The following is a 26,722-nucleotide window of genomic DNA, read 5'->3' as shown; positions in this document are numbered from 1 at the left end:
GTATTTGGCATTTGACATTGTGCACGCTGTTGAGTTCTCAAGGATCGGATACACCAGAACCAGACCGTTAGGCCGCCATCCTGGGCAACTTCTCTACCCTAGCATCACTGTCGAGCTGGTCGGAACGACCAAGTCAAATGATGTGTGATGCTGTGGGATTGTGTCTCCAACTTGAGGCCGGCAAGCTCTTCCGCTTTTCCGCACCTGTGGGGTGACGAGGGATTACATTACGCGGGACCCGGGGGCCTCGCAAATGGCCGTGCAGCCCGGGCGTGTCGCGCTCATCCGCGGAGCTTCGGGTGCTTCTTGTAGGGCGAGACGGTGGGCTCCCCCGCCAGGAAGAACCGCCACGCGAAGGGCTCCCGGCCCCCGTCTCCGCTCACCCCGGTGCGGAGACTCGTTCCCACGACGTCACGGGTCGGATCTCCCGACGCGGGGAGCTCGAGCGAGAACGGCGGGGCGTCCAGCGCCGCGCCGTCATCGGTCATCGCGATCCCGAGCGCCCGGACCAGACGGGCCGGTCCTTGTGCGAGGTCGCGATCCGACTTCGAGGTGGGGCGCCGGCTGCGCGCGAGCTCGAGGCCGTCGACGACCTCCCCCGCCCGGAGCAGCACGGCGGAGGCCTCCCCGGGAGGCGAGCAGACCACGTTGGCGCACACGTGCATCCCGTAGGTGAAGTACGTGTAGAGCCGGCCGGGTTCGCCGAACATCACGGCGTTGCGGTTCGTGCGACCGCGGAAGGCGTGGGACCCCGGGTCGATGCCGACACCCAGGTACGCCTCGACCTCGGTGAGGCGGACGGCGACCCGGCCCTCCGGGGAGTCGCGGGCGATCACCGAGCCGAGCAGCAGCGGCGCCGCTTCGACCGCCGAGACGGACAGATCGATCACGGCTGCGGGTTCACGAGCGCGGGTTCACGGGTTCGGGTCGCGGGCCGGGTCAGAACAGCCGCACCCCGAGCGCGAGGCTCACGACGACACCGGCGGCGAGCACCACGGCGGCGGCCGCGATCAGCAACCACACCGTGCGGCTCGACAGCGGACGCCGCCAGAACCCGGGGTCGACCGGTTCGTCACCCGAGGGACGGACGCCCGACGGCTTCGGGGACTTCGGGGACTTCGGAGCCTTCGCCGGCTCGACGGGTTCGGTCATGCTGCTCCTCCGGGAAGGGCCGAGGTCTCCGAGACGAGAGCGCGGACGCGCTCGGTCAGGTGGGCGAGCTGCTCACGGACGCGGACGCCGGCGGTGCCGCCGGAGCCATCCCGGCTCGCCACGGATCCCTCGATCGTGAGCACCGTCCGCACCTCCGGCGTCAGGTGCGGGGAGATCGTGGCGAACTGCTCGTCCGTCAGCTCGTCCAGATCGAGATCGTGGTCCTCGGCGAACTTCACCAGGGAACCCGTGATCTCGTGGGCGTCGCGGAAGGTCACATGCTGCTTGACCAGCCACTCGGCGACGTCGGTGGCCAGCGAGAAGCCCTGCGGGGCGAGCTCGGCCATCCGCTCGGTGTGGAAGGTGAGGGTGGCGACCATGCCGGTGAAGGCGGGCAGCAGCACCTCGAGGGTCTTGATCGAGTCGAAGACCGGCTCCTTGTCCTCCTGCAGATCGCGGTTGTAGGCCAGGGGCAGGCCCTTCAGGGTGGCCAGCAACCCGGCGAGATTGCCGATCAGCCGGCCCGCCTTCCCGCGAGCGAGCTCGGCGATGTCGGGATTCTTCTTCTGCGGCATGATCGACGAGCCGGTCGAGTAGGAGTCCGAGAGGGTGACGAACCCGAACTCCTTCGTGTTCCAGATGATGATCTCCTCGGCGAACCGGGAGAGGTCGATGCCGATCTGGGCCGTGATGTAGGCGAACTCGGCGACGACGTCGCGCGAGGAGGTGCCGTCGATCGAGTTCTCGACCCCGCGGGCGAAACCGAGGTCGTGCGCGACGAACTCGGCATCCAGCCCCAGGGTGTTGCCGGCGAGCGCACCCGACCCGTAGGGCGAGGCGTCGGCCCGCGCATCCCAGTCGCGGAGGCGCTCGATGTCCCGCACCAGAGGCCAGGAGTGCGCCAGGAGCTGATGGGCCAGAAGCACCGGCTGGGCGTGCTGCAGGTGCGTGCGCCCGGGCAGGATCGCGTCGAAGTGCGCGTCGGCCTGCGAGGCGATGGCGTCGATCAGGTCGACGAGCAGCCGCGTCAGCGTGGCGGCGTGGTCACGGAGCAGCATCCGCACCAGGGTCGCGATCTGGTCGTTGCGGCTCCGGCCGGCGCGCAGCTTCCCGCCGAGCTCGGGGCCGGAGAACTCGATCAGGCCGCGTTCGAGGGCGGAATGCACATCCTCATCCGACGGCTGAGGCGAGAACTCGCCCGAGTCGACGGCCTCGGCGAGCGCGTCGAGCGCCTCGAGCATGCCGTCGAGCTCGGCCGCCGTGAGGTAGCCGGCGCGGGCGAGGGCCCGGGCGTGGGTTCTTGAGCCCGCGATGTCGTACTGCGCGAGCTGCCAGTCGAAGTGCGTCGAGCGGCTGAGTTCGGCGAGCTCGGGTGCCGGCCCGCCGGAGAAGCGGCCACCCCAGAGCGCTCCGGCCTCCGCGGCCCGGTTCGAGACCTCGCCCGGCTGGTCGCCGCTCATCAGAAGCCCGCCTTCCGCGCCGGGGCCTTGGCCTCGGCGTTCTGCTCGAAGAGCCAGACCAGCAGCGCCTTCTGGGCGTGGAGTCGGTTCTCCGCCTCGTCCCAGATCACGCTCTGCGGCCCATCGATCACCTCGGCGCTGACCTCGTAGCCGCGGTCGGCGGGGAGGCAGTGCAGGAAGAGCGCATCCGGCTTCGCCCGCGCCATCATGGCCTCGTCGACCTGGAAGCCGGCGAAGGACTCGATGCGGGCGGCCTTCTCGTCCTCCTTGCCCATCGAGACCCAGGTGTCGGTGACGATGACGTCGGCGCCGGTCGCGGCCTCGGCGGGATCCTCGAGAACGACCACCGATCCCCCGGTCTCGGCCGCGCGGGCCTCGGCGTCGGCCACGACCGACGGGTTCGGCGCGTAGCCGGCGGGGCTGGCGATGCGCACGTTCATTCCCGCGGTCGCGCCGGCGAGCAGGTACGACTGCGCCATGTTGCTCGCGCCGTCGCCGAGGAAGGCGACGGTGAGCCCGGCGAGCGCACCGCGATGCTCGCGGATGGTGAGGAAGTCGGCGAGCAGCTGGCAGGGGTGGAAGTCGTCCGAGAGCGCGTTGACCACCGGCACCGTGGTGCCCGCCGCCATCTCCTCGAGCCCCGACTGCGCGTAGGTGCGCCAGACGATCGCGGCGACCTGGCGTTCGAGCACGCGCGCGGTGTCGGATGCGGTCTCCTTGCCGCCGAGCTGGCTCGACGCCGTCGAGATGATCAGCGGCACCCCGCCCAGATCGGCGATCCCGACCGCGAACGAGACCCGCGTGCGGGTGGAGGACTTGTCGAAGATGACCGCCACCGTCTGCGGGCCCTCGAGCGGACGCGCCTGGAAGCGGTCGCTCTTCAGACGCTCGGCCAGGTCGAGGATCTCGGCCTGCTCGGCAGGGGTGATGTCGTCGTCGCGGAGGAAGTGCCGGGTCATGAATCGCCTCGGGTCGGGAACGGAAAGGATCAGGATACTGCGGCGAAGGCCGCGCGGATGCGGTTGCCGAACTCGCGCACCTCGTCGTCGCCGATGATCAGGGGCGGCGCGATGCGCAGGCTCGAGTCGTTCGGGGCGTTGATGATGAGGCCCTGCTCGAGTGCCGCATCCGCGATCCGGGCCGCGACCGGCTCGGTCAGACCGACACCGACCAGGAGACCCTGGCCGCGGACCTCGGAGATCAGCGTGGTGTCGATCTCCCGGAGCATGGTGCGCAGCTGCTCCCCGCGGAGCCGTGCGTTCTCGATCAGCCCGGCCCGCTCGATCTCGCCGAGCACCGCGTTCGCGGTGGCCGTCGCGAGCGGGTTCCCGCCGAAGGTGCTGCCGTGCATCCCGCGCTGGAAGAGGTCGGAGGCCCAGCCGAAGGTGACCAGCGAGCCGATCGGGAACCCGCCGGCCATCCCCTTGGCGACGGTCACCGCATCCGGGACGATGCCGGCGTTCTGGTAGGCGAACCAGGCACCGGTGCGCCCGACGCCGGTCTGGATCTCGTCGAGCACGAGCAGCACGCCGTGCTGCTCGGTGAGCTCGCGGGCACGGGCGAGGAAGCCGGCCGGCAGGTCGAGCACACCGGCCTCGCCCTTGATCGGCTCGACGAACAGGGCGGCCACGGTGTCGTCGATCGCCGCCTCGAGCGCCTCGATCGTGGAGTCGATGTGGTGCACGCCACCGGGCATCGGCTCGAAGGGCTCGCGCATCGCGGGCTTGCCGGTGAGGGCGAGCGCGCCCATCGTGCGGCCGTGGAAGGAGTTGGTGAGCGCGAGGATCTTCGTGCGGGTCGACGAGGTGTTCAGCCGCGCGAGCTTGAACGCGGCCTCGTTGGCCTCGGCGCCGGAGTTGCAGAAGTAGGCGCGGCCGCCGTCGCCGGCGCCCGTGATCCGGGTGAGCCGCTCGGCCAGCTCGAGCTGGGGCGGCGTGGAGAAGTAGTTCGAGACGTGGGCGAGGGTCGCCGCCTGGCGCGAGACGGCCTCGACGAACACCGGATGCGCGTGACCGAGCGAATTGACCGCGATGCCGGCGAGGAAGTCGAGGTACTCCCGGCCCTCGTCGTCCCAGACGCGAGCGCCCTCGCCGCGCACCAGGCAGCGCAGGGGCATCCCCATCGTGCGCATCAGCGACCGGTCGAAGCGACCGGGCCACGGGCTGTCCGTTCCGATGCTGGACATCGGGTTCCTCCGTTTCGGGTCCCGGCGGGGCCGGGTCAGCGGGCCGGGGCCGGCACCACCTCGGTGCCGACACCGCCCTGGGTGAAGACTTCGAGCAGGATCGAGTGCGGTTCCCGCCCGTCGATGATCGCGGCCTTGGCCACTCCCCCGTCGACGGCCTCCAGGCACGCCGCCATCTTCGGGATCATCCCGGACTCCAGGCTCGGCAGCAGGTCGCGGAGCTCCTCGCTGCCGATCACCGAGACCAGGGAGTCGCGGTTCGGCCAGTCGCTGTAGAGGCCCGCGACGTCGGTCAGGATGACGAGCTTCGCCGCGTTCAGGGCGACCGCGAGAGCGGCGGCCGCGGCATCCGCGTTGACGTTGAGCACCTGGCCCGGCTCGTCGATGTCCGGCGCGATCGAGGAGACGACGGGGATGCGGCCGGCCTCCAGCTGGGCGAGCACGCCCTCGGGGTTCACGCCCACGACGTCGCCGACCTGGCCCAGGTCGACGGTCTCGCCGTCGATCTCGATCGTGCGCTTCCGGCCCTCGAACAACCCCGCGTCCTCACCCGACAGGGCGGCGGCGAGCGGGCCGTGCTCGTTGATGTGGCTGACGATGTCGCGGCTGATCTGCCCGGTGAGCACCATGCGCACCACATCCATCGCCTCGGGGCTGGTGACGCGGTAGCCGCCACGGAACTCGCTCGGGATGCCGAGACGATCGAGCATCTGCGAGATCTGCGGGCCGCCGCCGTGCACCACCACGGGGCGGATGCCGGCGTAGCGCAGGTAGACGATGTCTTCGGCGAAGGTGCGCTGCAGATCGGGATCGACCATCGCGTTGCCGCCGAACTTGATCACCATGATCTGGCCGTGGAAGCGCTTGAGCCAGGGCAGCGAGTCGATCAGGGTCTGCGCCTTGACGGGCGCCAGGGCGGCCTCGGCCGCCGAAGCCGCCGAAGCGGCCGCGGCGTCGTGCGCGCTGCTCTCGCCGTCGTTCCGGGAATGGGCGTTCTGGATCGGCTCGCTCATCAGCTGGCGTAGGCGCTGTTCTCGTGCACGTAGTCGTGCGTGAGGTCGTTGGTGAGGATCGTCGCCGCGGCGGCGCCCTCCTTGAGGTCGATCAGGATGGTCGTGGCGCGCGGTGTGAGGTCGACCCGCTCCCGCGGCTCCCCCGGCTCGCCGCTCCGGCAGACCATGACCCCGTTCATCGAGACGTCGACGGCGTACGGGTCGAAGGGGGCGTCGGTGGTGCCGATCGCCGCGAGCACCCGGCCCCAGTTCGGGTCGTTGCCGAAGATCGCGGCCTTCAGCAGGTTGCTGCGCGAGACGGCGCGGCCGACGACCACCGCGTCCTCCTCGCTCCGCGCGTTGACGACCTCGATCGCGATGTCGTGGCTCGCGCCCTCGGCATCGCCCTGCAGCTGCAGACACAGGTCGGCGCACAGGGCGGTCAACGCCTCGGCGAACTCCGCCTCGTCGGCCACGACGCCCGAGGCGCCGGAGGCCATCAGGGTGACCGTGTCGTTGGTCGACATGCAGCCGTCCGAGTCGACACGGTCGAAGGTCACCCGGGTCGCCGCGCGCAGCGTGCGGTCGAGCACCTCGGGCGGGAGGTCGGCGTCGGTCGTGATGACGACCAGCATCGTCGCGAGCCCGGGCGCGAGCATCCCGGCCCCCTTGGCCATGCCGCCGATCGACCAGCCGGCCGCCGACTCGGCGACGGCCTCCTTCGGGTGCGAGTCGGTCGTCATGATGGCGAGCGCCGCATCCGCCCCGCCGTCGGCGGAGAGCGCGGAGACGGTGACCGGTACGTGGTCGAGGATGGCGTCGCGGAAGGTCTGGTCGCCCACCCCGATCAGGCCCGTGGAGCAGACGAGCACGTCGCCCGCCGAGACCCCGAGCGACTCCGCGACCGCCTCGGCGGTGGCGTGCGTGGTCTGGAAGCCGAACGACCCGGTGAAGCAGTTGGCGCCGCCGGAGTTCAGGATGACCGCGGCGACCTGGCCGTCCCGGACGACCTGCTCGGACCAGATCACCGGGTTGGCCTTCGCCCGGTTCGAAGTGAAGACGGCCGCCGCATTGGAGCGCGGGCCGTCGTTCACCACGAGCGCGAGGTCGCGCGCGCCGGTCGACTTGAGGCCGGCCGCGACCCCCGCGGCGCGGAATCCGGCGGGACGGGTGATGCTCACGGTGCGACTCCGTTCACGGGCAGGCCGAGTGCCTCGGGCAGCCCCAGGGCGATGTTGGTCGACTGGATGGCGGCGCCCGCCGTTCCCTTCACCAGGTTGTCGAGGGCGGTGACGGTGACGACACGGTCGGCGGCCTCGTCGACCGTGAGCCCGATCAGCGCGGTGTTAGCCCCGAGGGTGTCGCTCGTGCTCGGGAACACACCCTCGGGCAGCAGCTGCACGAAGGGCTCGTCGGCGTAGGCGAGGCTCCAGGCCGACCGCACATCGGCCGCGCTGACCCCCGGCTGCAACCGGGCGGTCGAGGTGGCCAGGATGCCCCGGGCCATCGGCACGAGCACGGGCGTGAACGAGACGGTCACCGACTCACCGGGCCCGCTGAGGTTCTGGATGATCTCCGGGACGTGCCGGTGGGTGCCGCCGATGCCGTAGGCGTGCGCCGAGCCCAGGAGCTCGCTGGCGAGCAGGTCGGTGCGGAGCGTCTTGCCCGCGCCCGAGGGGCCGACCGCCAGCACCGCGGAGAGATCGGCCGGCTGCACCACACCGGCCCGGAGGCCGGGGGCGAGCGCGAGGCTCACCGCCGTGACGTTGCAGCCCGGGACGGCGATGCGGTTGACGCCGGCCAGGTGCTCCCGCTGCTTCTCACCGGAGGGCAGCACGAGCTCGGGCAGGCCGTAGGGCCACGACCCGTGATACTCGGACTTGTAGAACGTCTCCCAGGCCTCAGCGCTGGTGAGCCGGTGGTCGGCGCCGCAGTCGACGACGAGGCTGGCGTCGCCGAGCTCTTCAGCCAATGCGCCCGAGTGCCCGTGGGGCAGGGCGAGGAAGACGACGTCGTGGCCCTTCAGCACCTCGGCGGTGGTCTCCTGCAGCATCAGACCGACGTAGGAACGCAGGTGCGGGTGCAGCGCGACGAGCGGCTGACCGGCGTTCTTGTTCGCCGTCACCGTGCGCACCTCGAACTCCGGATGCGCGCTCAGCAGACGGAGCAGCTCGCCGCCCGCGTATCCGCTGGCTCCGGCGATCGCGACTGAGTAGACCATGGATCCAATCTAGCCCGTGGCTCCGGGCTACTCCCGCACGGTGGCCGAGAACAGCTCCCCGGCCCGGGCGGCGCCGGCGAGCTTGGCGTCGCTGGCCTCCGCGGCGGTGAGGGTGCGGTCGGGGGCGCGGAAGCGGAGCGCGAAGGTCAGCGACTTCGACTCCCCGGGTAGACCCGGCCCGCGGTAGTCGTCGACCAGCCGGATGCTCTCCAGCAGCTCACCGGCACCGGCCACCACGGCGGCCTCGACGTCTCCGGCGGCGACCGAGCGGTCGACGACGAGCGAGAGGTCCTGGGTCGCAGCCGGGAATCCGCTGATCGGAGCGACGTCGATCGTCGTCCCGGCCGCCGCGATCAGCGCATCCAGGTCGAGCTCGGCGACGGCGACCACGCGGGGCAGATCGAGTTCGTGCGTGAGCGCGGGGAGGAGCTCGCCGGCGAAGCCGACGCTCCGCTCGCCGTCGGGCGTGCGGATGAAGAGCTCGGCGGTGCGGCCCGGGTGCAGCGAGACGTGCCGGCCCGTGGCGACGCGCAGCTTCACGGCCAGCGCGGTCTCGAGCAGCTGCACCGTGTCGAGCACGTCGGCGACACCGGCCGGAACCGCGGGCTGGCCGGGCTGCTTGTCGATCGCGTTCCCGAGCACGAGCACCCCGACGTGCCGGGGCTGCGGCGGGATGCCCGCGTGCAGCTCGAGCAGCGCCTCGGGGCTCGGCAGGGCGGCGCCGAGCGGCAGGGAGTCCTGACCGTAGGCGCGACCCGGCTCCGGGAGGAAGACGGAACCGATCTCGAACAGCGCCAGGTCGGTGAGCCCGCGCGAGAGGTTGCGGCGCGCGATGTCGATCAGGCCGGGCACGAGCGAGGTGCGCAGCAGCGCGGCCTGCGAGTCGAGCGGGTTCGCCACGCGGATCGCGGGGACCTCCTCGCCCGTGGCGCTGCCGAAGGCCGCGTTCTGCTTCTCGGTGAGGAAGGGGTACGCGAGCACCTCGGTGAGGCCGCCCGCCGCGAGCACGTCGGCGGTGCGCCGGCGCGTCAGCTGCGAGACCGTGAGGCCGCGCCCGGGAGGAGCCACAGGCAGGATGCTCGGGATGCGGTCGTAGCCGACGATGCGGGCGACCTCCTCGGCGAGCGAGGCCTTGTCGGTCAGGTCGGGGCGCCACGACGGCGGGGTGACCACGAAGCCCGCGGCGTTCTCCTCGACCGTGCCGCCGATCTCGGCCAGCGAGGTCGAGATCTCGTCCGCGGTGAAGTCGACGCCCACGAGGCCGCCGACGTAGCCGAACGGAACCATGATCGCGCCGGCCTCGGGGTGCGCGTGGTGCTCGGAGCCCAGGTCGTCGGCGGTGCCACCGGCCAGGGACTCGAGCAGCTCGACGACGCGCGCGGCCGCGGGAGCGGCGACCTTGGGGTCGACGCCGCGCTCGAACCGGCGCGAGGCTTCGCTCGGCAGCTTGTGCCGGCGGGCGGTGCGCGCGATCGAGACCGGGTCGAAGTTGGCGGCCTCGATCAGCACGTTCTGCGTGCCGTCGCCGATCTCGGTGGAGGCTCCGCCCATGACGCCGGCGAGGCCGATGGCGCCGCGGTCGTCGGCGATCACCAGGTCTTCGAGGTCGAGGGTGCGGGTCTGGCCGTCCAGCGTCTCGAGGGTCTCGCCGGGGGCGGCGCGCCGGACGACGATGCCGCCCTGCAGCGCATCCAGGTCGTAGCCGTGGATCGGCTGGCCGAACTCGAGCATGACGTAGTTCGTGATGTCGACCACGAGCGAGATCGAGCGGATGCCGGCGAGCTTCAGTCGCGCGACGAGCCAGGACGGGCTCGGCACGGTCGGGTCGACGCCCCGCACGACCCGGGTGACGAAGACGGTGGCGCCCACGCGGCCGCGGATCGGCGCCTCGTCGTGGATCGCGACCGGGAAGCCGGTGCCGGCCACGGGGGTGACGCGGTCGGCGGGGTCGCGGAAAGCGGCTCCGGTGGAGTGGGAGTACTCGCGGGCGATGCCGCGGATGGAGAAGGCGTAGCCGCGGTCGGGCGTGACGTTGACCTCGACGGCCGCGTCGTCGAGACCGAGGAGGGCGATCGCATCCGTCCCGACCTCCGGGTCGAGGCCCAGGGTCGACAGGCGCAGGATGCCGTCGTGGTCCTCGCCGAGACCGAGCTCGCGAGCCGAGGCGATCATGCCGTCGGACACGTGGCCGTAGGTCTTGCGGGCCGCGATGGCGAAGCCGCCGGGCAGTACCGCACCGGGCAGGGTGACGACGACCTTGTCGCCGACGAAGAAGTTGCCCGCGCCGCAGACGATGCCGCGGACGTCGGCCCCGCCGTCGGCCGCGCTCTGCCCCTCGGGGGCGACGCGCACCTGGCACCAGCGGATGGTCTTGCCGTTGGACTGCGGTTCGGGCTCGAAGGAGAGCACCTCGCCGACCACGATCGGGCCGGTGAGGTCGAAGTCGTGCGACCCCTCCTCCTCGAGCCCGACCTTGACCAGGGCGGCGTGGATGTCGTCGATCGACGCCTCCGCGGGGAGGTCGACGTACTCGGCGAGCCAGCTGATCGGAACCCTCATCGTCAGACCACCATTCCGAACTGCTGGGAGAAGCGGACGTCGCCCTCCACCATGTCGCGCATGTCGTTGAGATCGTTGCGGAACTGCAGGGTGCGCTCGATACCCATGCCGAACGCGAAGCCCGAGTACTCGTCGGGGTCGATGCCCGCGGCGCGGAGCACGTTGGGATTGACCATGCCGCAGCCGCCCCACTCGACCCAACGAGCCCCGCCCTTGGCGTTGGGCTGCCACACATCCATCTCGGCGCTGGGCTCGGTGAACGGGAAGTAGTTCGGGCGCAGCCGGATCTTCGCGCCCTCGCCGAACATCTGGCGGGCGAAGTGCTCGAGCGTGCCGCGCAGGTGCGCCATCGTCAGGCCCTTGTCGATGGCGATGCCCTCGACCTGGCTGAAGACGGGCGTGTGGGTCGCGTCGAGCTCGTCGGTGCGGTAGACCCGGCCGGGAGCGATCACGTAGACCGGGAGGTCGCGCTCGAGCAGGCTGCGGATCTGCACCGGGCTGGTGTGGGTGCGGAGCACCAGGTGCGACTCGGGCGGGTCGATGAAGAAGGTGTCCTGCATCGCGCGCGCCGGGTGGTCGGCGTCGAAGTTGAGGGCGTCGAAGTTGAACCACTCGCTCTCGACCTCGGGGCCTTCGGCCACCTCCCAGCCCATGCCCACGAAGATGTCGGCGATTCGGTCCTGCAGCAGGGAGAGCGGATGGCGGGCACCCGGGCGACGGCGGGTCGGCACGGCCGTCACGTCGATCGTCTCGGACTCGAGCCTGGCCTGCTCCTCGAGCGCCACCACCTCGGTCTCGCGCGCCGCGATGGCCTGGTTGACCCGGGCACGGGCCTGCCCGACCAGCTTGCCGGCGGCGGCCTTCTGGTCGCCCGGGAGCGACTTGATGGCGGCGTTGAGCGCGGCGAGCGGGGAGTTCTCCCCGGCATGCTCGGAGCGGACGGCACGGAGCGTAGCGGAGTCGGTTGCGGTCTCGAGGGCCGCGAGCGCCGCGTCGACCGCGTCGTTCACCGCCTGCTCGGTGATGGCGATGGGTTCAGACACGAGTCACAAGTTTACGCGGTGCGCCGCGACGCCGACGCTACTCGGTCGTCGCGTCCTCCGGGTTCGGGGCCGCCCGGCCGCCGCGACGGCGCGCGATCCGCCGCGCCACGGCCGAGAGGGTGAGGTTGACGGTGAGGTAGATCACGAGCGTGATGATGAACAGGGTGATCAGGTAGCGGTTGCCGTAGAAGCTGGAGAGGTTGTTCATCGTCGTGCGGATGAGCTCGTTGTAGCCGACGATGTAGCCGAGGCTGGTGTCTTTCAGCAGCACGACGAGCTGCGCCAGGATGATCGGCAGCATCTGGCGGAACGCCTGCGGGAACTCGACCAGCATCTTGGTCTGCAACCGCGTGAGCCCGAGACTGAGCCCGGCCTCCCGCTGGCCCCGCGGCAGGGAGTTGATGCCCGCCCGGAGCGCCTCGCCGATGATGGCCCCGTTGTACAGGCCGAGCGCCAGCACCACGGCCCAGAACGCGCCGGTCGAGGCGACGAGCAGGATGAACAGCATCATCAGCAGCACGGGCATGCCGCGCAGGAATTCGAGCACGATCGTCGTCGGGACCCGCACCACGGCGCTCGGCGAGGTGCGGAGCAGGGCGAACAGCACGCCGACCACGAGCGCCATCGCGGCTCCGATGCCGGCGGCCTGCAGCGTGTTGAGCAGGCCCCGGCCGACCGCGCCCCAGAACTCGGGGTCGGTGACCGGCTTCTGCCAGCGGCTCCAGTCGAAGTAGCCGGGCAGCGTGATGCCGCCGGACTCGCGGGGCTGGCCCAGGGTGTACCCGATCCAGGCCACCCCGGCGAGGATCAGGACGATCACGATCACCGAGGCGATGCGCGACCGGCGCTTCGCCCGGGGGCCCGGGGCGTCGAACAGCACGGAGGTCATCGGGTCACCGCGAATCTCTTCTCGAGCCGCCCGGCGAGGATGCCGAGCGGGATGGTGATCAACAGGTAGAAGGTGGCGACGGCGAGGAGCACCGCGACCACGGCGTTGCCGTTCGCGTTCGCGAGTTCGCGGCCGACACCGAAGAGGTCGGCCACGAAGAAGGCGCCGGCCACGGAGGTGTTCTTGGTGAGCGCGATCATCACGTTGATCAGCGGCGGGATCACCATCCGGAACGCCTGGGGGAAGATGATCAGCCCGACGGTCTGGCCGAACCCGAGCCCGAGGCTCCGCGCGGCCTCGGCCTGGCCCACCGGTACGCCGTTGATGCCCGAGCGCAGCGCCTCGGCCACGAACGGCGAGGTGTAGGCGGTGAGCCCGATCACGGCGCACCAGAAGTAGGGCAGCTCGGAGCCGAGGTAGGGCAGGATGATCGCGCAGAAGAACAGCACCAGTGTGAGCGGCGTGTTGCGCAGCAGCTCGGTGTAGACCGCCGCGAACCCGCTGAGCGAGGGCACGGGCGAGATCCGCATGGCGGCCACGATCGTGCCGATCACGAGCGCGCCGGCTCCGGCCATGAGCAGCAGCGACACCGTCTGCAGGAAGCCCTCGATGTAGGACGGCAGATTGTCGATGACGACGTTCACCCGTGCTCCTGTCTGGTCGGTTGTCTGGTCGGTCTGATCTGGGGGGACGTGAAGGGGCCCGAGTCACCGGGCCGAGCGGGCGGGCGGGATGGCGGGACGCCCACGGCGCCCCGCCATCCCGGACCGGCTAGTAGCGGTCGACCGCCGGGGGCTCGACGAACGGCAGCACGGAGCCCGCCGTCGACTCCCAGGCCGCCTCGTAGGTGCCGTCGCCGTACGACTCCTCGAGCACGTCGTTGACGAACATGCGGAAGTCGGTTTCGTCTTTGGCCAGGCCGATGCCGTAGGGCTCCTGGGTGAAGGGCTCCCCCACCACCTTGAACTCGCCCTCGTTCTGGGCGGCGAGCCCGGCGAGGATGACGTTGTCGGTCGAGACCGCGACGACCTGACCGGTGCGCAGCGGCTCCAGGCAGTTCGTGTAGGTGTCGGTGAGCACGACCTGGGCGCCGAGCTTCTCGAGGTTGGCCGCGGGGGTCGAACCGGTGACCGAGCAGACGGGCTTGCCGACGAGGTCGTCTTCGCTCGTGATGTCGTCGTTGTCCGACAGCGTCAGGATGCTCTGGCCGGCCTGGTAGTACGGCCCGGCGAACGAGATGACCTCTTTGCGCTTGTCGTTGATCGTGTAGGTCGCGACGACCAGGTCGACCTCGCCCTGCTGGATGAAGGGCTCGCGGTTGGCCGAGACCGTCTCGACCCACTTGATCTTCTCGGGCGCGATGCCGAGCTTGGCGGCGATGATCTTGCCGATCTCGACGTCGAAGCCCTCGGGGGTGCCGTCGGGACCGACCAGGCCGAACAGCGGCTGGTCGAACTTGGTGCCGATGGTGATCTCCCCCGCGGAGGCGAGGGCCTCCATCGTGGAGCCGGCCGCGAACGTGGGCGCCGCCTCAGGCGTCACGGCCGGGCTGCCGGAGTCTCCGCCGGCGCAGCCGGCCAGGGCCACGGCGGTCACCGCGGCGAGTGCGAGAAACGATAGCTTCTTGTGCCTCATTGGTCGTACCTCTCTTGTGCTGTGCCCCGCGCAACGGCTGCGGCGGGGTTGTTCCCGCCTAGTGGGCGAGGATCTTCGAGAGGAAGTCCTTCGCTCTCGGTGACTCGGGGGCGCTGAAGAACCGGTCGGGGGTCGCTTCCTCCTCGATGCGGCCGTCGGCCATGAAGATCACCCGGTCCGCAGCCTTGCGGGCGAAGCCCATCTCATGGGTGACGACGATCATGGTCATCCCGTCGCGCGCGAGGCCGACCATGACGTCGAGCACCTCGTTGATCATCTCGGGGTCGAGGGCGCTGGTGGGCTCGTCGAGGAGGATCAGCTTCGGATCCATCGCCAGGGAGCGCGCGATCGCCACGCGCTGCTGCTGGCCGCCGGAGAGCTGCGCGGGGAGCTTCGTGGCCTGGTTCGCCACGCCGACCCGGTCCAGCAGCTCCATCGCCCGCTTCTCCGCATCCTTCCGCGAGAGCTTCCGCACCCGCATCGGCGCGAGCGTGACGTTCTCCAGCACGGTCTTGTGGGCGAAGAGATTGAACGACTGGAAGACCATCCCGACGTCGGCGCGCAGCGTCGCCAGTTCTCGCCCCTCGCTCGGCAGCTCACGACCGTCGATCGTGATCGAGCCGGAGTCGATGGTCTCGAGCCGGTTGATGGCTCGGCACAGGGTCGACTTGCCGGAACCGGACGGGCCGATCACCACGACGACCTCGCCGCGGGCGACCGAGGTCGTGATGTCGCGGAGGACGTGCAGATCGCCGAAATGCTTGTCGACGTGGTCGATGACGACGAGGGGTTCTGCTGCCCCTCCCGTGCCTCGAATGGGGGTGGCAGGCGAATCCATGAGCATTACCCAAGCACACCCGAAAGAGGGTCAGCAAGCGATCACACGGATCCGTGACTCAAATGAAACGCATTCGAAACACTCAGGAGCGGAGGGCGAACGCGCTCTCGTAGAGGCAGACCGAGGCCGCCGTGGCGAGGTTCAGCGACTCCGCCTGGCCGTAGATCGGCAGCGAGACGGCGCGGTCGACGGCGCCGAGCAGCTCGTCCGGGAGGCCCCTGGCCTCGTTGCCGAAGACCCACGCCGTGGGCGTGCCGAGCAGGCCCGCCGTGCGCACGTCGAGGAGGTCGTCGCCCTTGATGTCGGCGGCGAGGGTCTGGAGGCCGGCCTCCCGCGCCCGGGAGAGCACGTCCTCCAGGGTGGCCTCCACGGCCACCGGGAGGTGGAAGATCGAGCCGGTGGTCGAGCGCACCACCTTGGGGTTGTAGAGGTCGACCGAGCGGCCGGTGAGGATGACCGCATCCGCACCCGCCGCATCCGCCGCCCGGATGATCGTGCCCGCGTTGCCGGGGTCGCGCACCTCTTCGAGGACGGCGATCAGCGTCGGGCCGGCCGCGAAGATGTCCTTGACCGCGGTGGGGAACTGCCGGCACACTGCGACGAAGCCCTGCGGGGTCACCGTGTCGGCCATCGAGTCGAGCACCTGCTCGGTCACGAATTCGATCTCCAGCGACGCATCCGAGGCGCGCGAGGCGATCTCGGGGTGGCGCTCGAGCGCCGTGGGGGTCGCGAAGAGCTCGTCGATCAGGTGCGGCGCGAAGGTCAGCGCCTCGGAGACGGCCTGGGGGCCCTCCAAGAGAAAGAGCCCGGTCTCGGACCGGGCTCCCTTCTTGGCGAGTTTCGCCACTGCCCGAACGCGAGGTGATCGCGGATTGTCAAGCATGTGGCGCTCTCTCTGTTCTCTTGTGGGTGCTGCTTCGCTCAGGTGGCGAGGGCTTACGCCGCGGCCTTCGGGGCCGAGGTGTCGGCCGGGAGAGCCGCCTTGGCGCTCGCGACGATCGCCGCGAAGGTCGCGGGCTCGTTCACGGCGAGCTCGGCCAGGATGCGACGGTCGACCTCGATGCCCGCCAGGGCCAGACCCTGGATGAGGCGGTTGTAGGTCAGGCCGTTCGCACGCGAGGCGGCGTTGATGCGCTGGATCCACAGGCGGCGGAAGTCGCCCTTGCGCGCACGGCGGTCACGGTAGGAGTAGACGAGGGAGTGGGTGACCTGCTCCTTGGCCTTGCGGTAGAGGCGCGACCGCTGACCGCGGTAGCCCTCGGCGCGCTCGAGGATGACGCGACGCTTCTTGTGGGCGTTGACAGCCCTCTTGACTCTTGCCATTGTTCTGTATTCCTTCTACGTCTCGGTCGGCCGGTGCAGCGGTGGCTACAGGCCGAGAAGCTTCTTGGCGACCTTGGTGTCGGCCTTGGACAGCACCTGGTCCTTGTTCAGGCGAGCCTTACGCCCCGGGGCCTTGACCTCCAGGTTGTGGCGCATGCCGGCCTGCTGCTTCACGAGCTTGCCGGTACCGGTGACCTTGAATCGCTTCTTGGCACCGGAGTGCGTCTTCATCTTGGGCATAGTGGTTCTCCTTGTGTGTTCGGGCTTGTCACTCGGCCGATGCGGCCGGAGCAGCCGGCGTGGTGCCGGAGTCTTCTGGGGTCGCCGGGGCCGCGGGGGCCTCGGAACCGGTGGCGGCCTGCTCGTGCGAGCGGGCCTTGGTGGCGTCGCGCTTGGCGTTCTGCTCGGCCTTGGCCTCGGACTTGTTCTTCAACGGCCCGATGACCATGACCATGTTGCGGCCGTCGATGGTGGGGCTGGACTCGACCGTGCCGAACTCCGCCACATCCTCCGCGAAGCGCTGGAGGAGACGGACGCCCTGGTCGGGACGCGACTGCTCGCGACCGCGGAACAGGATCATCGCCTTGACCTTGTCGCCGGCCTTGAGGAAGCCCTCGGCGCGCTTGCGCTTGGTCTCGTAGTCGTGCACGTCGATCTTCAGACGGAAACGGACCTCTTTGAGGATCGTGTTGGCCTGGTTGCGACGGGCTTCTTTCGCCTTCTGCGCGGCTTCGTACTTGAACTTTCCGTAGTCCATGATCTTCGCGACCGGGGGCTTGGAGTTGGGTGCGACCTCGACGAGGTCGAGGTCTGCCTCCTGGGCAAGCCGAAGGGCGACGTCGATGCTGACGACGCCGACCTGCTCGCCGCCCGGGCCCACGAGGCGGACCTCGGGAACACGGATACGGTCGTTGGTACGGGGATCGCTGATGCGTTACTCCTTAGTTTCGTTTCTGTGACGAATGCAGGAGGAACCCCCGATGCGCGCACGCAAACCGTGCGGCACCACACCCTTGGTCTCTGTCTCTCTGTGTCGGCCGAAGGCCGAACCAGAAACACAGGGGGTGCAATCGACCCGGTAACCTGATGAAGCGGTATGCGCGGGTGGGAGATTCTCCACTTTCGTGCTGAGTCAATACAGACTCAGAGCCGCGAAGAGTCTAGCAGAGACTCGCCCGATTCAGTAAGGACCTTCTGGAATGAGTGACTCAGCCGCCTTCGACGCCGGATCCGTCGCCGAGGCGCAGGCCGAAGCGGACGCCCTGCGGGACATCGCCGAGGTTCCCGCCGTCGAGGTCATCACCACGACCGCCGTGCACCTCATGAGCGCCGCCGCGGTCAAGTGCGGGCTCTCGGACGATCCCGACATCGAGACCGATCTGGACGAGGCGCGCAAGCTGATCACCGCCCTGGCCGGACTGGTCACCGCCTCGGCGCCGTTCCTCGGCGACCAGCACGCCCGCGCCCTCCGCGACGGGCTGCGGTCGCTGCAGCTGGCGTTCCGCGAGGCGTCGTCGGTGCAGGACCCGATCGGCGAGGGCCCGGGCGAGAAGTACACCGGGCCGGTCAGCTGAGGCGGGTTCGCTTCGGCTGACGCGGTTCGGCGTCAGTCCAGTGCCGTCAGGCGCACGGCCAGGGAGTCGACCCGTCCCGCGATGACCTCGTCCGCGGCCCAGGTCTCCTGGAGGCGGCCGACGAGGGCCTGCAGGTGCGGCTGATCCAGGCCCGGCAGGAGGGCCAGCACCACGACCACCTCGGGAGCACGGAGCTGCGCCAACGCATCGCCGGCGACGACCCGGATGGCGGCGACAGCGGGTTCGGACTCGATCGACCGCTCGAACGCCTCGATCACGGCCGGGTCGTCGATGGCGGGCTGCCAGGCGGTGTCCTGGGCGAGCGCCCACACCGCGGGGCGCCGGAGCGCGAACTCGGTCGGGGATGCGGGGTCGAGCACCACGAGCTCGGTGCCCTCGGCGGCCGCGGCCAGCGCCGCCCGGCGCGCGTCGACCGGGATCGGCCGGGCCGCCGGGTTCCACGCGGCCATCGACGTGACGGAGGAGAAGACCGGGAGCACCGTGCGCCCGTCCGGGCCCGCGACCGTGACGAGGGAGAGCTCCTGGGTCTTGTCGACGCGGAGCCCCGCATCCGTCACCCCTTCGTCGCCGGCGTGGGCCACCAGGGGGACGAGGACGCGGACCGGACGGAGGGCATCCACCACCTCGGCCTGCGTCGAGGCGCCGGAGCGGAAGCGCTCGAGGGCGGCCAGCAGCGCCGGGGGCGCCGTGCCGTCGTCGGTCTCGCCGCCCGGCGGGGTCGCGTGGGCCTGGAAGTGGCGGCCCTTCCAGGGCTGCCCGGCGGAGTCGGCCGTGTTGGGGGCGCCGGTGGGGTTGGGGGCGCCGGCGGGTGTGCTGCCATCGGTCGGGTTGCGGCTGTCGACCGGGTCGCCGCCGCCCGCCGTTCCCGGGTCGTGGTCAGTCAGAAGCCACGTCCAGCGCCTCGGCGAGCGTGAAGGCGCCCGAGTAGAGAGCACGCCCGACGATCGCACCCTCGAGGCCCAGCGGCACGAGGGCACGGAGCTCGGCGATGTCGTCGAGGCTCGAGATGCCGCCCGAGGCGATCACGGGGCGCGAGGTGCGCTCCATCACCTGGCGGAGGAGCTCGACGTTCGGGCCCTTGAGCGTGCCGTCCTTCGTCACGTCGGTCACGACGTAGCGGGCGCAGCCGGCGTCCTCGAGGCGGTCGAGCACCTGCCAGAGATCGCCGCCGTCCTCGGTCCAGCCGCGGGCCGCGAGCGTGGTTCCGCGCACATCCAGCCCGACCGCGATCGCCTCGCCGTAGCGGGCGATGACATGTGCGGCCCACTCGGGGTTCTCCAGCGCCGCGGTGCCGAGGTTGATGCGCTTGGCCCCGCTGTCCAGTGCGGTCTCCAGGCTCGCGTCGTCGCGGATGCCGCCGGAGACCTCGACGTTCACACCCTTGGCCTGGCGGATGACCTTCTTGATCACGCCGAGGTTGCTGCCCCGCCCGAACGCGGCGTCGAGGTCGACGAGGTGGATCCACTCCGCACCCTGCGCGATCCAGTCGGCGGCGGCGTCGACCGGGTCGCCGTGGTGGGTCTCGGTGCCCGCCTTGCCCTGGGTGAGCCGGACGGCCTTGCCGCCGGCGACGTCGACGGCGGGCAGCAGCACCAGCCCGGGTGCCTTGTTGAACTCGCTCATGGGGTGGTTCCTCGATCGATGGGGTGCGGGGAGGGGTGCCGGGCCGGGAGCCCGATCGTGCGCCGGCGGACGCGGCGGCGGGGCCGATGCGACCCCCGCCGATCGTAGCGACTGCCGTGCGCCACGTCGAAACGAGGTCAGCGCAGCGACGCGATCCAGTTCGAGAGCATCCGGATGCCGGCGTCGCCGGACTTCTCGGGGTGGAACTGCGTCGCCGACAGCGGGCCGTTCTCGACCGCGGCGATGAACCGCGAGCCGTGGCGCGCCCAGGTGACCGCGGGGGGCTTCAGGCGCGGGTGCGGATCGAGCTCCCAGTTCTGGGCGGCGTAGGAGTGCACGAAGTAGAAGCGTTCGTCGCGGATGCCGTCGAAGAGCACCGAGTCCTCGGGCGCCTCCACGGTGTTCCAGCCCATGTGCGGCACCACCTCGGCCTCGAGGAGGTCGACCGTGCCGGGCCACTCGCCGAGGCCCTCGGTCTCGACACCGCGCTCGATCCCGTCGGAGAACATGACCTGCATGCCTACGCAGATGCCGAGCACCGGGCGGCCGCCGGCGAGACGGCGCTCGATCAGCTCGCCGCCGCGGACCGTGTTCAACTGGTCCATGACCGCGCTGAACGCTCCGACGCCCGGCACCAGGAGGCCGTCGGCCTCCATCACGGCGTCGCGCCGCGCGGTGACCTCGACCTCGGCTCCGGCCCGCTCGAGGGCCTTCGCCGCCGAGTGGATGTTGCCGCTGCCGTAGTCGAGCACGACGACGCGGGTGGCGCGGTCGGTCACAGCGCGCCCTTCGTCGAGGGGATGCCCGCGACGAGCGGGTCGTAGGCCTTGGCCTGGCGGAAGGCGCGCGCGAAGGCCTTGAACTCGGCCTCGGCGATGTGGTGGGGGTCGCGCCCGCCGAGCACGGTGACGTGCACGGTGAGGCCGGCGTTGAAGGCGATCGCCTCGAAGACGTGACGCACCATCGACCCGGTGAAGTGACCGCCGATGAGGTGGTACTCGAAACCGGCGGGCTCGCCGGAGTGCACGAGGAAGGGCCGGCCGGAGATGTCGACGACGGCCTGCACGAGGGCCTCGTCGAGGGGCACGAGCGCGTCGCCGAACCGCGAGATGCCCGCCTTGTCGCCAAGCGCCTGCCGGATCGCCTGCCCGAGCACGATCCCGATGTCTTCGACGGTGTGGTGCACGTCGATCTCGATGTCGCCCTTGGCGCGCACCGTCAGATCGGTCAGCGAGTGCTTGGCGAAGGCCGTGAGCAGGTGGTCGTAGAACGGCACGGAGGTCTCGATGTCGGAGACGCCGGTGCCGTCGAGGTCGAGCGAGAGCTCGATGCTCGACTCGCTCGTCTCCCGCTGGAGGCGGGCGGTGCGGGGTGCGGTCATGAGGCAATCCTACCGAGGGGTGGTGGGGCCGGGGCTCGTCTGGGGGCCGGGGCGACTCAGGCGGTGAGCTCCCGCATCGCCTCGAGGAAGGCCGTGGTCTCGGCGGCCGTGCCCGCGCTCACCCGAAGGTGGCCCGGGATGCCGAGGTTGCGGATGATGATGCCGCGGTCGAGCAGCGCCTGCCAGAGCGCCTCGGTGTCGGACACCCCGCCGAAGAGCACGAAGTTGGCCTCGCTCGGCCAGGGCGAGTAGCCCAGCTCGCTCAAGCCGTCGATCATGCGATCGCGCTGCGCCTTGATGTCGTCGACCATCGCGAGCATCTCGGGCGCGTGGTCGAGGGCGGCGACCGCCGCGGCCTGGGTGAGCGCGGAGAGGTGGTACGGCAGGCGGACCAGGCGCAGCGCATCCGTCACCGCCGGGTCGGCCGCGAGATAGCCCAGGCGGGCACCGGCGAAGGCGAAGGCCTTGCTCATGGTGCGCGAGACGATCAGTCTCGGGCGCCCCTCGAGCAGCGAGAGCGCCGTCGGCTGCCCGCTCGGGGTGAACTCGGCGTAGGCCTCGTCGACCACGACGATCCCGTCGAAGGCGTCGTAGGCCGCGACGATCGTGTCGAGGCCGAGCGGCGTACCGGTCGGGTTGTTCGGGGAGCAGAAGAACACGATGTCGGGCTCGGTCTGCTCGACCCAGCGAACCGCGGTCTCGGGTGAGATCAGGAAGTCGTCGTCCCGCTCCCCCGCGATCCACTCGGTGCCGGTCGCCCGGGCGATGATCGAGTGCATCGAGTAGGTGGGCGGAAAGCCCAGGACCGATCGACCAGGGCCGCCGAAGGCCATCATGATCTGCTGGAGCACCTCGTTCGAGCCGTTTGCGGCCCAGATGTTCGCGGCCGTGAGCGCGGCGCCCGGCTCGATGCTGTCGAGGTAGGCCGCCAGCGATTCGCGCAGGGCGGTGAACTCACGGTCGGGGTAGCGGTTGACGGTGAGGAGCTCCCGGGCGATCGACTTGATGATGTCGCGCGCGACGTCTTCGGGGATCGGGTGGGTGTTCTCGTTGACGTTCAGCTCGACCGGGAGGTGCAGGTGCGGCGCACCGTAGGGCTCGAGGCCGCGGAGGTCGTCTCGGATGGGCAGGTCGTCGAGAGAAGTCACCCGTGGATTCTACCGAGGCGCGGGATGGCGGACCCTCGGGCCCGCATCGGCGGCTGGATACCAGCCGGCGAGACACCGGCCGTCAAGACGTCAATCGACGAGACGCCAGCAGGCGAGAGGCCAGTCGGCGAGACGACCGCCGGCGAGACGTCAGTCGGCGAGGTCGGCCGGGATGGCGATGCGCTGGCCGGGCTGGACCGAGGAGGTCTCGAGCTGGTTGAGCGAGCGGATCTCGGCGATCACGTCGCGCGGGTCGCCCTGCGGATCGATCGCCTCGGCGATGCTCCACAGGCTCTGCCCGGCCTGCACCGTCACGTAGGAGAAGTCGACACCGCTGGTAGCACCGGTCGCGACGGCGGACCCGCCACCGCCGACCATCGCCATCACCCCGAGGACGGCGACCACGGGCAGAGCGACGAGCGTGGCGAGCACGGCACGGCCGCGGCGCGTGATGCGGAGGCGCGCTCGGGGGGCCTCGGGGGCCGTCGGGACGGACGGCGTGCGGCTGGTGGTGCTCAAGGTCGCTGCTGCGATGCTCATGATTCCTCCTGAAGGTTCGCACCGGTGCTCGGCCGGGAGCACCGGTGCGAAGTCATGTTCCGAATATATCTTCGAGTAATTGCCTCGTCAAGTCGAAAACTCGGGAAATCGTCGCGACACACTCGAACATACGTGTGTTTGCGAGCACTTCTCGGATACAGTTTCGATCGACGGTGAAACTCAATCACCAGCCACCGACATCGGCGGTGGAGCAGTCGGTACGAGCAGTGAAAGCGGGTAGACGTGGCGAACGACTCGGGGCGCACGAGGCGCCGCAAGAGCCTCAGCGACAAGCAGCTGGCCATCCTCGACGTGATCCAGCGCTCGGTGCTCTCCCGCGGCTACCCGCCGAGCATGCGCGAGATCGGCGACGCCGTCGGGCTCGCCTCGCTCTCCAGCGTCACCCACCAGCTCAACCAGCTCGAACTGAGCGGCTATCTGCGCCGCGACCCCAACCGGCCCCGCGCGATGGAGGTGCTGATCGACGTCCCCTCGCTGGAGGATGCGCCGTCGCCGGATGCCGATTCCGCACCGCCCGTGGGCGACGCCACCCTGGTGCCACTGGTCGGCCGCATCGCCGCGGGCATCCCGATCACGGCGGAGCAGCAGGTCGACGAGGTGTTCCCCCTCCCCCGTCAGCTGGTCGGCAACGGCGACCTCTTCATGCTGAAGGTCGTCGGCGAATCGATGATCGACGCGGCGATCTGCGACGGCGACTGGGTGGTCATCCGGCAGCAGAACACGGCCGAGAACGGCGACATCGTCGCGGCCATGCTCGACGAGGAGGCGACCGTGAAGGTCTTCCGCCAGCGCGACGGCCACACCTGGCTGCTCCCCCGCAACTCCAACTTCGAGCCCATCCTGGGCGACTACGCGACCGTGCTCGGCAAGGTCGTGGCGGTGCTGCGGGCGGTCTGAGACCGCCGAGCGCAACGAGAACGGCCCATCGAGCCGGCGAGAGCCGAGCAGATGGGCCGTTTTCGTCGATCCGGTTCGATCAGCGACCGACCGCGAACTCCACCAGACGCTCCTCGAACTCCGGGTTCACCAGGGCACGCACGTGGGTGCCCGACTCCTCGTACTCCGTGCTGAGCACCGTGTTCTTCTCGTGCAACAGGGTCACGAGGTCACCGCGCTCGTACGGGACGAGCAGGTCGACCTCGACGCTGGGCTTCGGGATCATGCCGTCGATGCGCGCGAGCAGCTCCGGGATGCCCTCGCCGGTGCGCGCGGAGACGAAGATCGCCGTGGGCTCGAGCCCGCGGAGCACGAGGCGGTCGTCGTCCGACACCAGGTCGCTCTTGTTGAAGACCACGATCTCGGGGACGTCCCGCGCGCCGGCCTCGCCGATCACGTCGCGGACGGTCGTGATCTGCGCCGCCGGGTCGGGATGCGAGCCGTCGACGACGTGCACCAGCACGTCGGAATCGGCGACCTCCTCCAGCGTCGAGCGGAAGGCCTCGACCAGCTGGTGCGGCAGTGCGCTCACGAACCCGACGGTGTCGGCGAGCGTGTACGGGCGGCCGTCGGCGGTCTCGTTCTTCCGCACCGTCGCATCCAGCGTCGCGAACAGCGAGTTCTCCACGAGCACACCGGCACCGGTGATGCGGTTCAGCAGCGACGACTTGCCGGCGTTGGTGTAGCCGGCGATCGCGACGCTCGGCACGGCGTTGCGCTTGCGGTTCGCCCGCTTCGCCTCGCGTGCCGGCTTCATCTCCTTGATCTGCTTGCGCAGCTTCGCCATCCGGGTGTGGATGCGACGTCGATCGAGCTCGATCTTCGTCTCACCGGGACCACGCGATCCCATTCCGGCGCCCGCGCCACCCACCTGGCCACCGGCCTGGCGGGACATCGAGTCACCCCAGCCGCGAAGCCGCGGCAGCAGGTACTCCAGCTGCGCGAGCTCGACCTGCGCCTTGCCCTCGCGGCTCTTGGCGTGCTGGCTGAAGATGTCGAGGATCACGGCGGTGCGGTCGATCACCTTCACCTTCACCACGTCTTCCAGCGCACGACGCTGGCTCGGGGCGAGCTCGGTGTCGGCGATCACGGTGTCGGCGCCGAGCGACGCGACGATGCCGCGCAGCTCCTCGGCCTTGCCCTTGCCGAAGTAGGTGCTGGGGTCGGGATGCGGGCGACGCTGCAGCAGGCCGTCGAGCACGACCGCACCGGCCGTCTCGGCCAGGGCGGCGAGTTCGCGCAGCGAGTTCTCGGCGTCACCCAGCGTGCCCTGCGAGTACACGCCGATGATCACGACGTTCTCCAGGCGCAGCTGCCGGTACTCGACCTCGGTGACGTCTTCGAGCTCGGTCGAGAGCCCGGCGACACGACGGAGCGACTGCCGGTCCTCCCGGTCGAACTGGTCGCCGTCATAGCCGGTCTGGGCGTGGTCGGCTGACTGGGTGGTGGTCTCCGGGCGCTGGAGCGCCTGCGCGGCGCCCTGCTCGAACAGCGAGTAGCCGGTCGAACGCTTCTCCGCGCTCGCCAGTACACGGGCGACGACGTCGTCGCTCTCGGATCGGATGTCTTCGGGCGTCTTACGGTCTGACATTGCAGTCAAGACTAGTCTCCTTGTTTGCTAGATTCCCTCTTATGGATGGCGAGCACTACTTCACGGCGCAACCGGCCGGGGAGCTCTCTCTCCGCGAGATCACGGTCGACCTCGCGGGCTCGCCCCGCCGACTCACGACCGCGTCGGGCATCTTCAGTCCCGACCGCATCGATCCCGGTACCCAGGTCCTCCTCGCGAACGTGCCGGCCGCTCCGCCCGGTGGGAATCTGCTCGATCTCGGGTGCGGCTGGGGACCGATCGCTCTGACACTCGCCCTCGAATCACCGCACTCGACGGTGTGGGCGGTGGACGTCAACGAACGTGCTCTGGATCTGGTGCGTCGGAATGCTCACATTTTAGGCCTCGATAACGTCAACGCCTGTCGACCCGAAGATGTTCCCGAGGGGCTCGGATTCCGCACCATCTGGTCGAACCCGCCCATCCGGGTGGGCAAGAACGAGCTGCACACGATGCTCGAGCGGTGGCTGCCGCGGCTCGACCCGCAGTCGGACGCCTGGCTCGTCGTGCAGAAGAACCTCGGGTCGGATTCGCTGCAGCGGTGGATCGAGGGCGCGTTCGCCGAGCTCTCGATCAGCCGGGCGAGCACGAACAAGGGCTACCGGGTGCTGCGGGTGCATCGACGCGCCCGCAGCGGGGCCGGTGCGGCCGCCGATCAGCCCAGCGCGAGCTCGCCCTCGTAGACCAGCTCGGCCGGGCCGGAGAGGGCGACGTGCTCGCCGTCCTCCGTGGGGAACATCCGCACGCCGACCACGCCGCCGGGCACCGTGACGCTCCAGTGGTTGGGGGCTCCGGTGCCGGCCCAGTACCGGGTCGCCAGGGCCGCCGCGACGGCGCCCGTGCCGCAGGAGAGCGTCTCGCCGCTCCCGCGCTCGTGGACGCGCATCCGGATGTGGCCGACCGCGTCGCGAACGAGCGGCTCGGCGGGGACGACGAACTCGACGTTCGCGCCGTCGACCGGGGCCGGTTCGAGGTGCGGGATGTAGGCGAGGTCGGCGGAGTCGAGCTCGTCGTCGTCGGCCAGGGCGACGACCACGTGCGGGTTGCCGACGTTGATGCCGAGGCCGGGGCGGGCGACCTGGAGGTTCTTGGCGCGGACGAGGGGCTCGCCGCCGTCGAGCCGCCACCGGCCCATGTCGACCTGGAAGCCGAGCTTGTTCAGCTGCACGTCGCGCACGCCGGCGCGCGTGCCGATCGGCAGCGTCTCGCCGGGATTGAGCGCGACGAAGCCGTTCTCGATCAGGTAGCGGGCGTAGACCCGGATGCCGTTGCCGCACATCTCGGAGACCGAGCCGTCGGCGTTGTGGTAATCCATGAACCACTCGGCCCCCTCGTCCTCGGCGAGGGCGGCGGCCCCGGCCTCGAGGTTCGCGGAGCGGACGGCGCGGATGACCCCGTCGGCTCCGACACCGAAGTGGCGGTCGCAGATGGCGGCGATCTGGGCGGGGCTGAGGTCGATCTCGCCGTCGGGGTCGGAGAAGAGCACGAAGTCGTTGCCGGTGCCCTGACCCTTGGTGAAATGCAACTCGGCTGCCATGGCTCAAGTCTAGGGCGGGGCGGAGGGGTGGGGGT

Annotated in this window: 29 protein-coding genes; 3 read left to right on the top strand and 26 right to left on the bottom strand. The window is 70.3% G+C overall.

What is annotated here, in order from left to right; all coding sequences use genetic code 11:
- Window positions 1-281: 281 nt before the first annotated feature.
- From AC59HU_RS13425 to infC, 18 genes are all read right to left on the bottom strand, one after another.
- Window positions 282-890, bottom strand: coding sequence for a DNA-3-methyladenine glycosylase (locus AC59HU_RS13425; protein WP_497223923.1), 609 nt, complete (start codon window positions 888-890; stop codon window positions 282-284).
- Between the two features lie 49 nt (window positions 891-939).
- Complete coding sequence (locus AC59HU_RS13420) at window positions 940-1,152, bottom strand: hypothetical protein (RefSeq protein WP_497223922.1); 213 nt, start codon at window positions 1,150-1,152, stop codon at window positions 940-942.
- Complete coding sequence (gene argH, locus AC59HU_RS13415) at window positions 1,149-2,612, bottom strand: argininosuccinate lyase (protein WP_497223921.1); 1,464 nt, start codon at window positions 2,610-2,612, stop codon at window positions 1,149-1,151. Before argH ends, AC59HU_RS13420 begins: the two co-directional genes overlap by 4 nt.
- Window positions 2,612-3,571: an ornithine carbamoyltransferase gene (argF, locus tag AC59HU_RS13410; protein WP_497223920.1), complete on the bottom strand. Its 960-nt coding sequence runs from the start codon at window positions 3,569-3,571 to the stop codon at window positions 2,612-2,614. Before argF ends, argH begins: the two co-directional genes overlap by 1 nt.
- A gap of 29 nt (window positions 3,572-3,600) precedes the next feature.
- On the bottom strand, window positions 3,601-4,797 hold the full coding sequence (locus tag AC59HU_RS13405; protein ID WP_497223919.1) for an acetylornithine transaminase: 1,197 nt from the start codon (window positions 4,795-4,797) through the stop codon (window positions 3,601-3,603).
- Window positions 4,798-4,832: 35 nt separating this feature from the next.
- Complete coding sequence (gene argB, locus AC59HU_RS13400) at window positions 4,833-5,810, bottom strand: acetylglutamate kinase (RefSeq protein ID WP_497223918.1); 978 nt, start codon at window positions 5,808-5,810, stop codon at window positions 4,833-4,835.
- Entirely contained in the window at window positions 5,810-6,970 is a 1,161-nt protein-coding gene (gene argJ / locus AC59HU_RS13395) for a bifunctional glutamate N-acetyltransferase/amino-acid acetyltransferase ArgJ (RefSeq protein ID WP_497223917.1), read from the bottom strand. Before argJ ends, argB begins: the two co-directional genes overlap by 1 nt.
- The gene (argC, locus tag AC59HU_RS13390; RefSeq protein WP_497223916.1) at window positions 6,967-8,010 is read right to left on the bottom strand and encodes an N-acetyl-gamma-glutamyl-phosphate reductase; all 1,044 of its coding nucleotides are present in this window, start codon (window positions 8,008-8,010) and stop codon (window positions 6,967-6,969) included. Before argC ends, argJ begins: the two co-directional genes overlap by 4 nt.
- Window positions 8,011-8,037: 27 nt before the next feature.
- The gene (gene pheT / locus AC59HU_RS13385) at window positions 8,038-10,569 is read right to left on the bottom strand and encodes a phenylalanine--tRNA ligase subunit beta (protein WP_497223915.1); all 2,532 of its coding nucleotides are present in this window, start codon (window positions 10,567-10,569) and stop codon (window positions 8,038-8,040) included.
- A gap of 2 nt (window positions 10,570-10,571) precedes the next feature.
- Window positions 10,572-11,612, bottom strand: coding sequence for a phenylalanine--tRNA ligase subunit alpha (gene pheS / locus AC59HU_RS13380; RefSeq protein ID WP_497223914.1), 1,041 nt, complete (start codon window positions 11,610-11,612; stop codon window positions 10,572-10,574).
- A gap of 37 nt (window positions 11,613-11,649) precedes the next feature.
- Window positions 11,650-12,501, bottom strand: a complete 852-nt coding sequence (locus AC59HU_RS13375; RefSeq protein ID WP_497223913.1) for an amino acid ABC transporter permease — start codon at window positions 12,499-12,501, stop codon at window positions 11,650-11,652.
- Window positions 12,498-13,145 carry an amino acid ABC transporter permease gene (locus tag AC59HU_RS13370; RefSeq protein WP_497223912.1) on the bottom strand — a complete coding sequence of 216 codons (648 nt, stop codon included), beginning with the start codon at window positions 13,143-13,145 and terminating at the stop codon, window positions 12,498-12,500. The genes AC59HU_RS13375 and AC59HU_RS13370 overlap by 4 nt, the downstream gene beginning before the upstream one ends.
- A 127-nt stretch (window positions 13,146-13,272) precedes the next feature.
- Window positions 13,273-14,136, bottom strand: coding sequence for a glutamate ABC transporter substrate-binding protein (locus AC59HU_RS13365; protein ID WP_497223911.1), 864 nt, complete (start codon window positions 14,134-14,136; stop codon window positions 13,273-13,275).
- A 58-nt stretch (window positions 14,137-14,194) separates the two neighbouring features.
- Window positions 14,195-14,980, bottom strand: coding sequence for an amino acid ABC transporter ATP-binding protein (locus AC59HU_RS13360; RefSeq protein ID WP_497223910.1), 786 nt, complete (start codon window positions 14,978-14,980; stop codon window positions 14,195-14,197).
- A 76-nt stretch (window positions 14,981-15,056) separates the two neighbouring features.
- Window positions 15,057-15,857: a TrmH family RNA methyltransferase gene (locus AC59HU_RS13355; RefSeq protein WP_497223909.1), complete on the bottom strand. Its 801-nt coding sequence runs from the start codon at window positions 15,855-15,857 to the stop codon at window positions 15,057-15,059.
- A 53-nt stretch (window positions 15,858-15,910) separates the two neighbouring features.
- Window positions 15,911-16,297, bottom strand: a complete 387-nt coding sequence (gene rplT, locus AC59HU_RS13350) for a 50S ribosomal protein L20 (protein WP_066042945.1) — start codon at window positions 16,295-16,297, stop codon at window positions 15,911-15,913.
- Window positions 16,298-16,342: 45 nt separating this feature from the next.
- A complete protein-coding gene (gene rpmI / locus AC59HU_RS13345; protein ID WP_066042944.1) occupies window positions 16,343-16,537 on the bottom strand; it encodes a 50S ribosomal protein L35 in 195 nt (64 codons plus the stop codon).
- Between the two features lie 28 nt (window positions 16,538-16,565).
- Complete coding sequence (infC, locus tag AC59HU_RS13340) at window positions 16,566-17,228, bottom strand: translation initiation factor IF-3 (protein ID WP_497223938.1); 663 nt, start codon at window positions 17,226-17,228, stop codon at window positions 16,566-16,568.
- 268 nt (window positions 17,229-17,496) lie between these two features.
- Here infC and AC59HU_RS13335 point away from each other — a divergent pair, with 268 nt between their 5' ends.
- Window positions 17,497-17,871, top strand: coding sequence for a DUF1844 domain-containing protein (locus AC59HU_RS13335; RefSeq protein ID WP_497223908.1), 375 nt, complete (start codon window positions 17,497-17,499; stop codon window positions 17,869-17,871).
- Between the two features lie 32 nt (window positions 17,872-17,903).
- Here the strand turns inward: AC59HU_RS13335 and AC59HU_RS13330 are convergent, their stop codons facing one another.
- The 6 genes from AC59HU_RS13330 to AC59HU_RS13305 all read right to left on the bottom strand — a co-directional run bounded on the left by AC59HU_RS13330 (window position 17,904) and on the right by AC59HU_RS13305 (window position 22,584).
- Complete coding sequence (locus tag AC59HU_RS13330) at window positions 17,904-18,827, bottom strand: SseB family protein (protein ID WP_497223907.1); 924 nt, start codon at window positions 18,825-18,827, stop codon at window positions 17,904-17,906.
- A complete protein-coding gene (priA, locus tag AC59HU_RS13325) occupies window positions 18,769-19,515 on the bottom strand; it encodes a bifunctional 1-(5-phosphoribosyl)-5-((5-phosphoribosylamino)methylideneamino)imidazole-4-carboxamide isomerase/phosphoribosylanthranilate isomerase PriA (protein WP_497223906.1) in 747 nt (248 codons plus the stop codon). Before priA ends, AC59HU_RS13330 begins: the two co-directional genes overlap by 59 nt.
- A 137-nt stretch (window positions 19,516-19,652) precedes the next feature.
- A complete protein-coding gene (hisH, locus tag AC59HU_RS13320; RefSeq protein ID WP_497223905.1) occupies window positions 19,653-20,294 on the bottom strand; it encodes an imidazole glycerol phosphate synthase subunit HisH in 642 nt (213 codons plus the stop codon).
- A complete protein-coding gene (hisB, locus tag AC59HU_RS13315) occupies window positions 20,291-20,896 on the bottom strand; it encodes an imidazoleglycerol-phosphate dehydratase HisB (RefSeq protein ID WP_497223904.1) in 606 nt (201 codons plus the stop codon). The genes hisH and hisB overlap by 4 nt, the downstream gene beginning before the upstream one ends.
- 56 nt (window positions 20,897-20,952) lie before the next feature.
- Window positions 20,953-22,044 carry a histidinol-phosphate transaminase gene (locus tag AC59HU_RS13310; protein WP_497223903.1) on the bottom strand — a complete coding sequence of 364 codons (1,092 nt, stop codon included), beginning with the start codon at window positions 22,042-22,044 and terminating at the stop codon, window positions 20,953-20,955.
- A 150-nt stretch (window positions 22,045-22,194) separates the two neighbouring features.
- Window positions 22,195-22,584, bottom strand: a complete 390-nt coding sequence (locus tag AC59HU_RS13305; protein ID WP_497223902.1) for a LysM peptidoglycan-binding domain-containing protein — start codon at window positions 22,582-22,584, stop codon at window positions 22,195-22,197.
- Window positions 22,585-22,827: 243 nt separating this feature from the next.
- On the opposite strand from AC59HU_RS13305, the gene lexA reads away from it, so the two are divergent.
- On the top strand, window positions 22,828-23,502 hold the full coding sequence (gene lexA / locus AC59HU_RS13300) for a transcriptional repressor LexA (RefSeq protein WP_497223901.1): 675 nt from the start codon (window positions 22,828-22,830) through the stop codon (window positions 23,500-23,502).
- Window positions 23,503-23,581: 79 nt separating this feature from the next.
- Here the strand turns inward: lexA and hflX are convergent, their stop codons facing one another.
- Window positions 23,582-25,132 (bottom strand): GTPase HflX, encoded by a 1,551-nt coding sequence (gene hflX, locus AC59HU_RS13295; RefSeq protein WP_497223900.1) that lies wholly within the window; start codon window positions 25,130-25,132, stop codon window positions 23,582-23,584.
- A gap of 41 nt (window positions 25,133-25,173) precedes the next feature.
- On the opposite strand from hflX, the gene AC59HU_RS13290 reads away from it, so the two are divergent.
- Complete coding sequence (locus AC59HU_RS13290) at window positions 25,174-25,833, top strand: class I SAM-dependent methyltransferase (RefSeq protein WP_497223899.1); 660 nt, start codon at window positions 25,174-25,176, stop codon at window positions 25,831-25,833.
- Here AC59HU_RS13290 and dapF read toward each other — a convergent pair.
- A complete protein-coding gene (gene dapF / locus AC59HU_RS13285) occupies window positions 25,806-26,687 on the bottom strand; it encodes a diaminopimelate epimerase (RefSeq protein WP_497223898.1) in 882 nt (293 codons plus the stop codon). The genes AC59HU_RS13290 and dapF overlap by 28 nt on opposite strands.
- Window positions 26,688-26,722: the final 35 nt, after the last annotated feature.

Source organism: Herbiconiux sp. 320_LB (genome assembly GCF_059691755.1).
Note: the sequence above shows the minus strand (reverse complement) of the source record. Positions and strands in the feature narration are given on the sequence as shown.

Bases quoted from the DNA above. Each gene is read 5' to 3' on its own strand.
- AC59HU_RS13360 (WP_497223910.1), bottom strand. From the start codon at position 14,980: ATGCTCATGGATTCGCCTGCCACCCCCATTCGAGGCACGGGAGGGGCA.
- hflX (WP_497223900.1), bottom strand. From the start codon at position 25,132: ATGTCAGACCGTAAGACGCCCGAAGACATCCGATCCGAGAGCGACGAC.
- hisB (WP_497223904.1), bottom strand. From the start codon at position 20,896: ATGACCGCACCCCGCACCGCCCGCCTCCAGCGGGAGACGAGCGAGTCG.
- argF (WP_497223920.1), bottom strand. From the start codon at position 3,571: ATGACCCGGCACTTCCTCCGCGACGACGACATCACCCCTGCCGAGCAG.
- AC59HU_RS13335 (WP_497223908.1), top strand. From the start codon at position 17,497: ATGAGTGACTCAGCCGCCTTCGACGCCGGATCCGTCGCCGAGGCGCAG.
- dapF (WP_497223898.1), bottom strand. From the start codon at position 26,687: ATGGCAGCCGAGTTGCATTTCACCAAGGGTCAGGGCACCGGCAACGAC.
- rpmI (WP_066042944.1), bottom strand. From the start codon at position 16,537: ATGCCCAAGATGAAGACGCACTCCGGTGCCAAGAAGCGATTCAAGGTC.
- AC59HU_RS13420 (WP_497223922.1), bottom strand. From the start codon at position 1,152: ATGACCGAACCCGTCGAGCCGGCGAAGGCTCCGAAGTCCCCGAAGTCC.
- AC59HU_RS13405 (WP_497223919.1), bottom strand. From the start codon at position 4,797: ATGTCCAGCATCGGAACGGACAGCCCGTGGCCCGGTCGCTTCGACCGG.
- AC59HU_RS13365 (WP_497223911.1), bottom strand. From the start codon at position 14,136: ATGAGGCACAAGAAGCTATCGTTTCTCGCACTCGCCGCGGTGACCGCC.
- argH (WP_497223921.1), bottom strand. From the start codon at position 2,612: ATGAGCGGCGACCAGCCGGGCGAGGTCTCGAACCGGGCCGCGGAGGCC.
- pheT (WP_497223915.1), bottom strand. From the start codon at position 10,569: ATGAGGGTTCCGATCAGCTGGCTCGCCGAGTACGTCGACCTCCCCGCG.
- AC59HU_RS13355 (WP_497223909.1), bottom strand. From the start codon at position 15,857: ATGCTTGACAATCCGCGATCACCTCGCGTTCGGGCAGTGGCGAAACTC.
- AC59HU_RS13375 (WP_497223913.1), bottom strand. From the start codon at position 12,501: ATGACCTCCGTGCTGTTCGACGCCCCGGGCCCCCGGGCGAAGCGCCGG.
- rplT (WP_066042945.1), bottom strand. From the start codon at position 16,297: ATGGCAAGAGTCAAGAGGGCTGTCAACGCCCACAAGAAGCGTCGCGTC.
- priA (WP_497223906.1), bottom strand. From the start codon at position 19,515: ATGAGCGAGTTCAACAAGGCACCCGGGCTGGTGCTGCTGCCCGCCGTC.
- argB (WP_497223918.1), bottom strand. From the start codon at position 5,810: ATGAGCGAGCCGATCCAGAACGCCCATTCCCGGAACGACGGCGAGAGC.
- AC59HU_RS13305 (WP_497223902.1), bottom strand. From the start codon at position 22,584: ATGAGCATCGCAGCAGCGACCTTGAGCACCACCAGCCGCACGCCGTCC.
- argC (WP_497223916.1), bottom strand. From the start codon at position 8,010: ATGGTCTACTCAGTCGCGATCGCCGGAGCCAGCGGATACGCGGGCGGC.
- AC59HU_RS13290 (WP_497223899.1), top strand. From the start codon at position 25,174: ATGGATGGCGAGCACTACTTCACGGCGCAACCGGCCGGGGAGCTCTCT.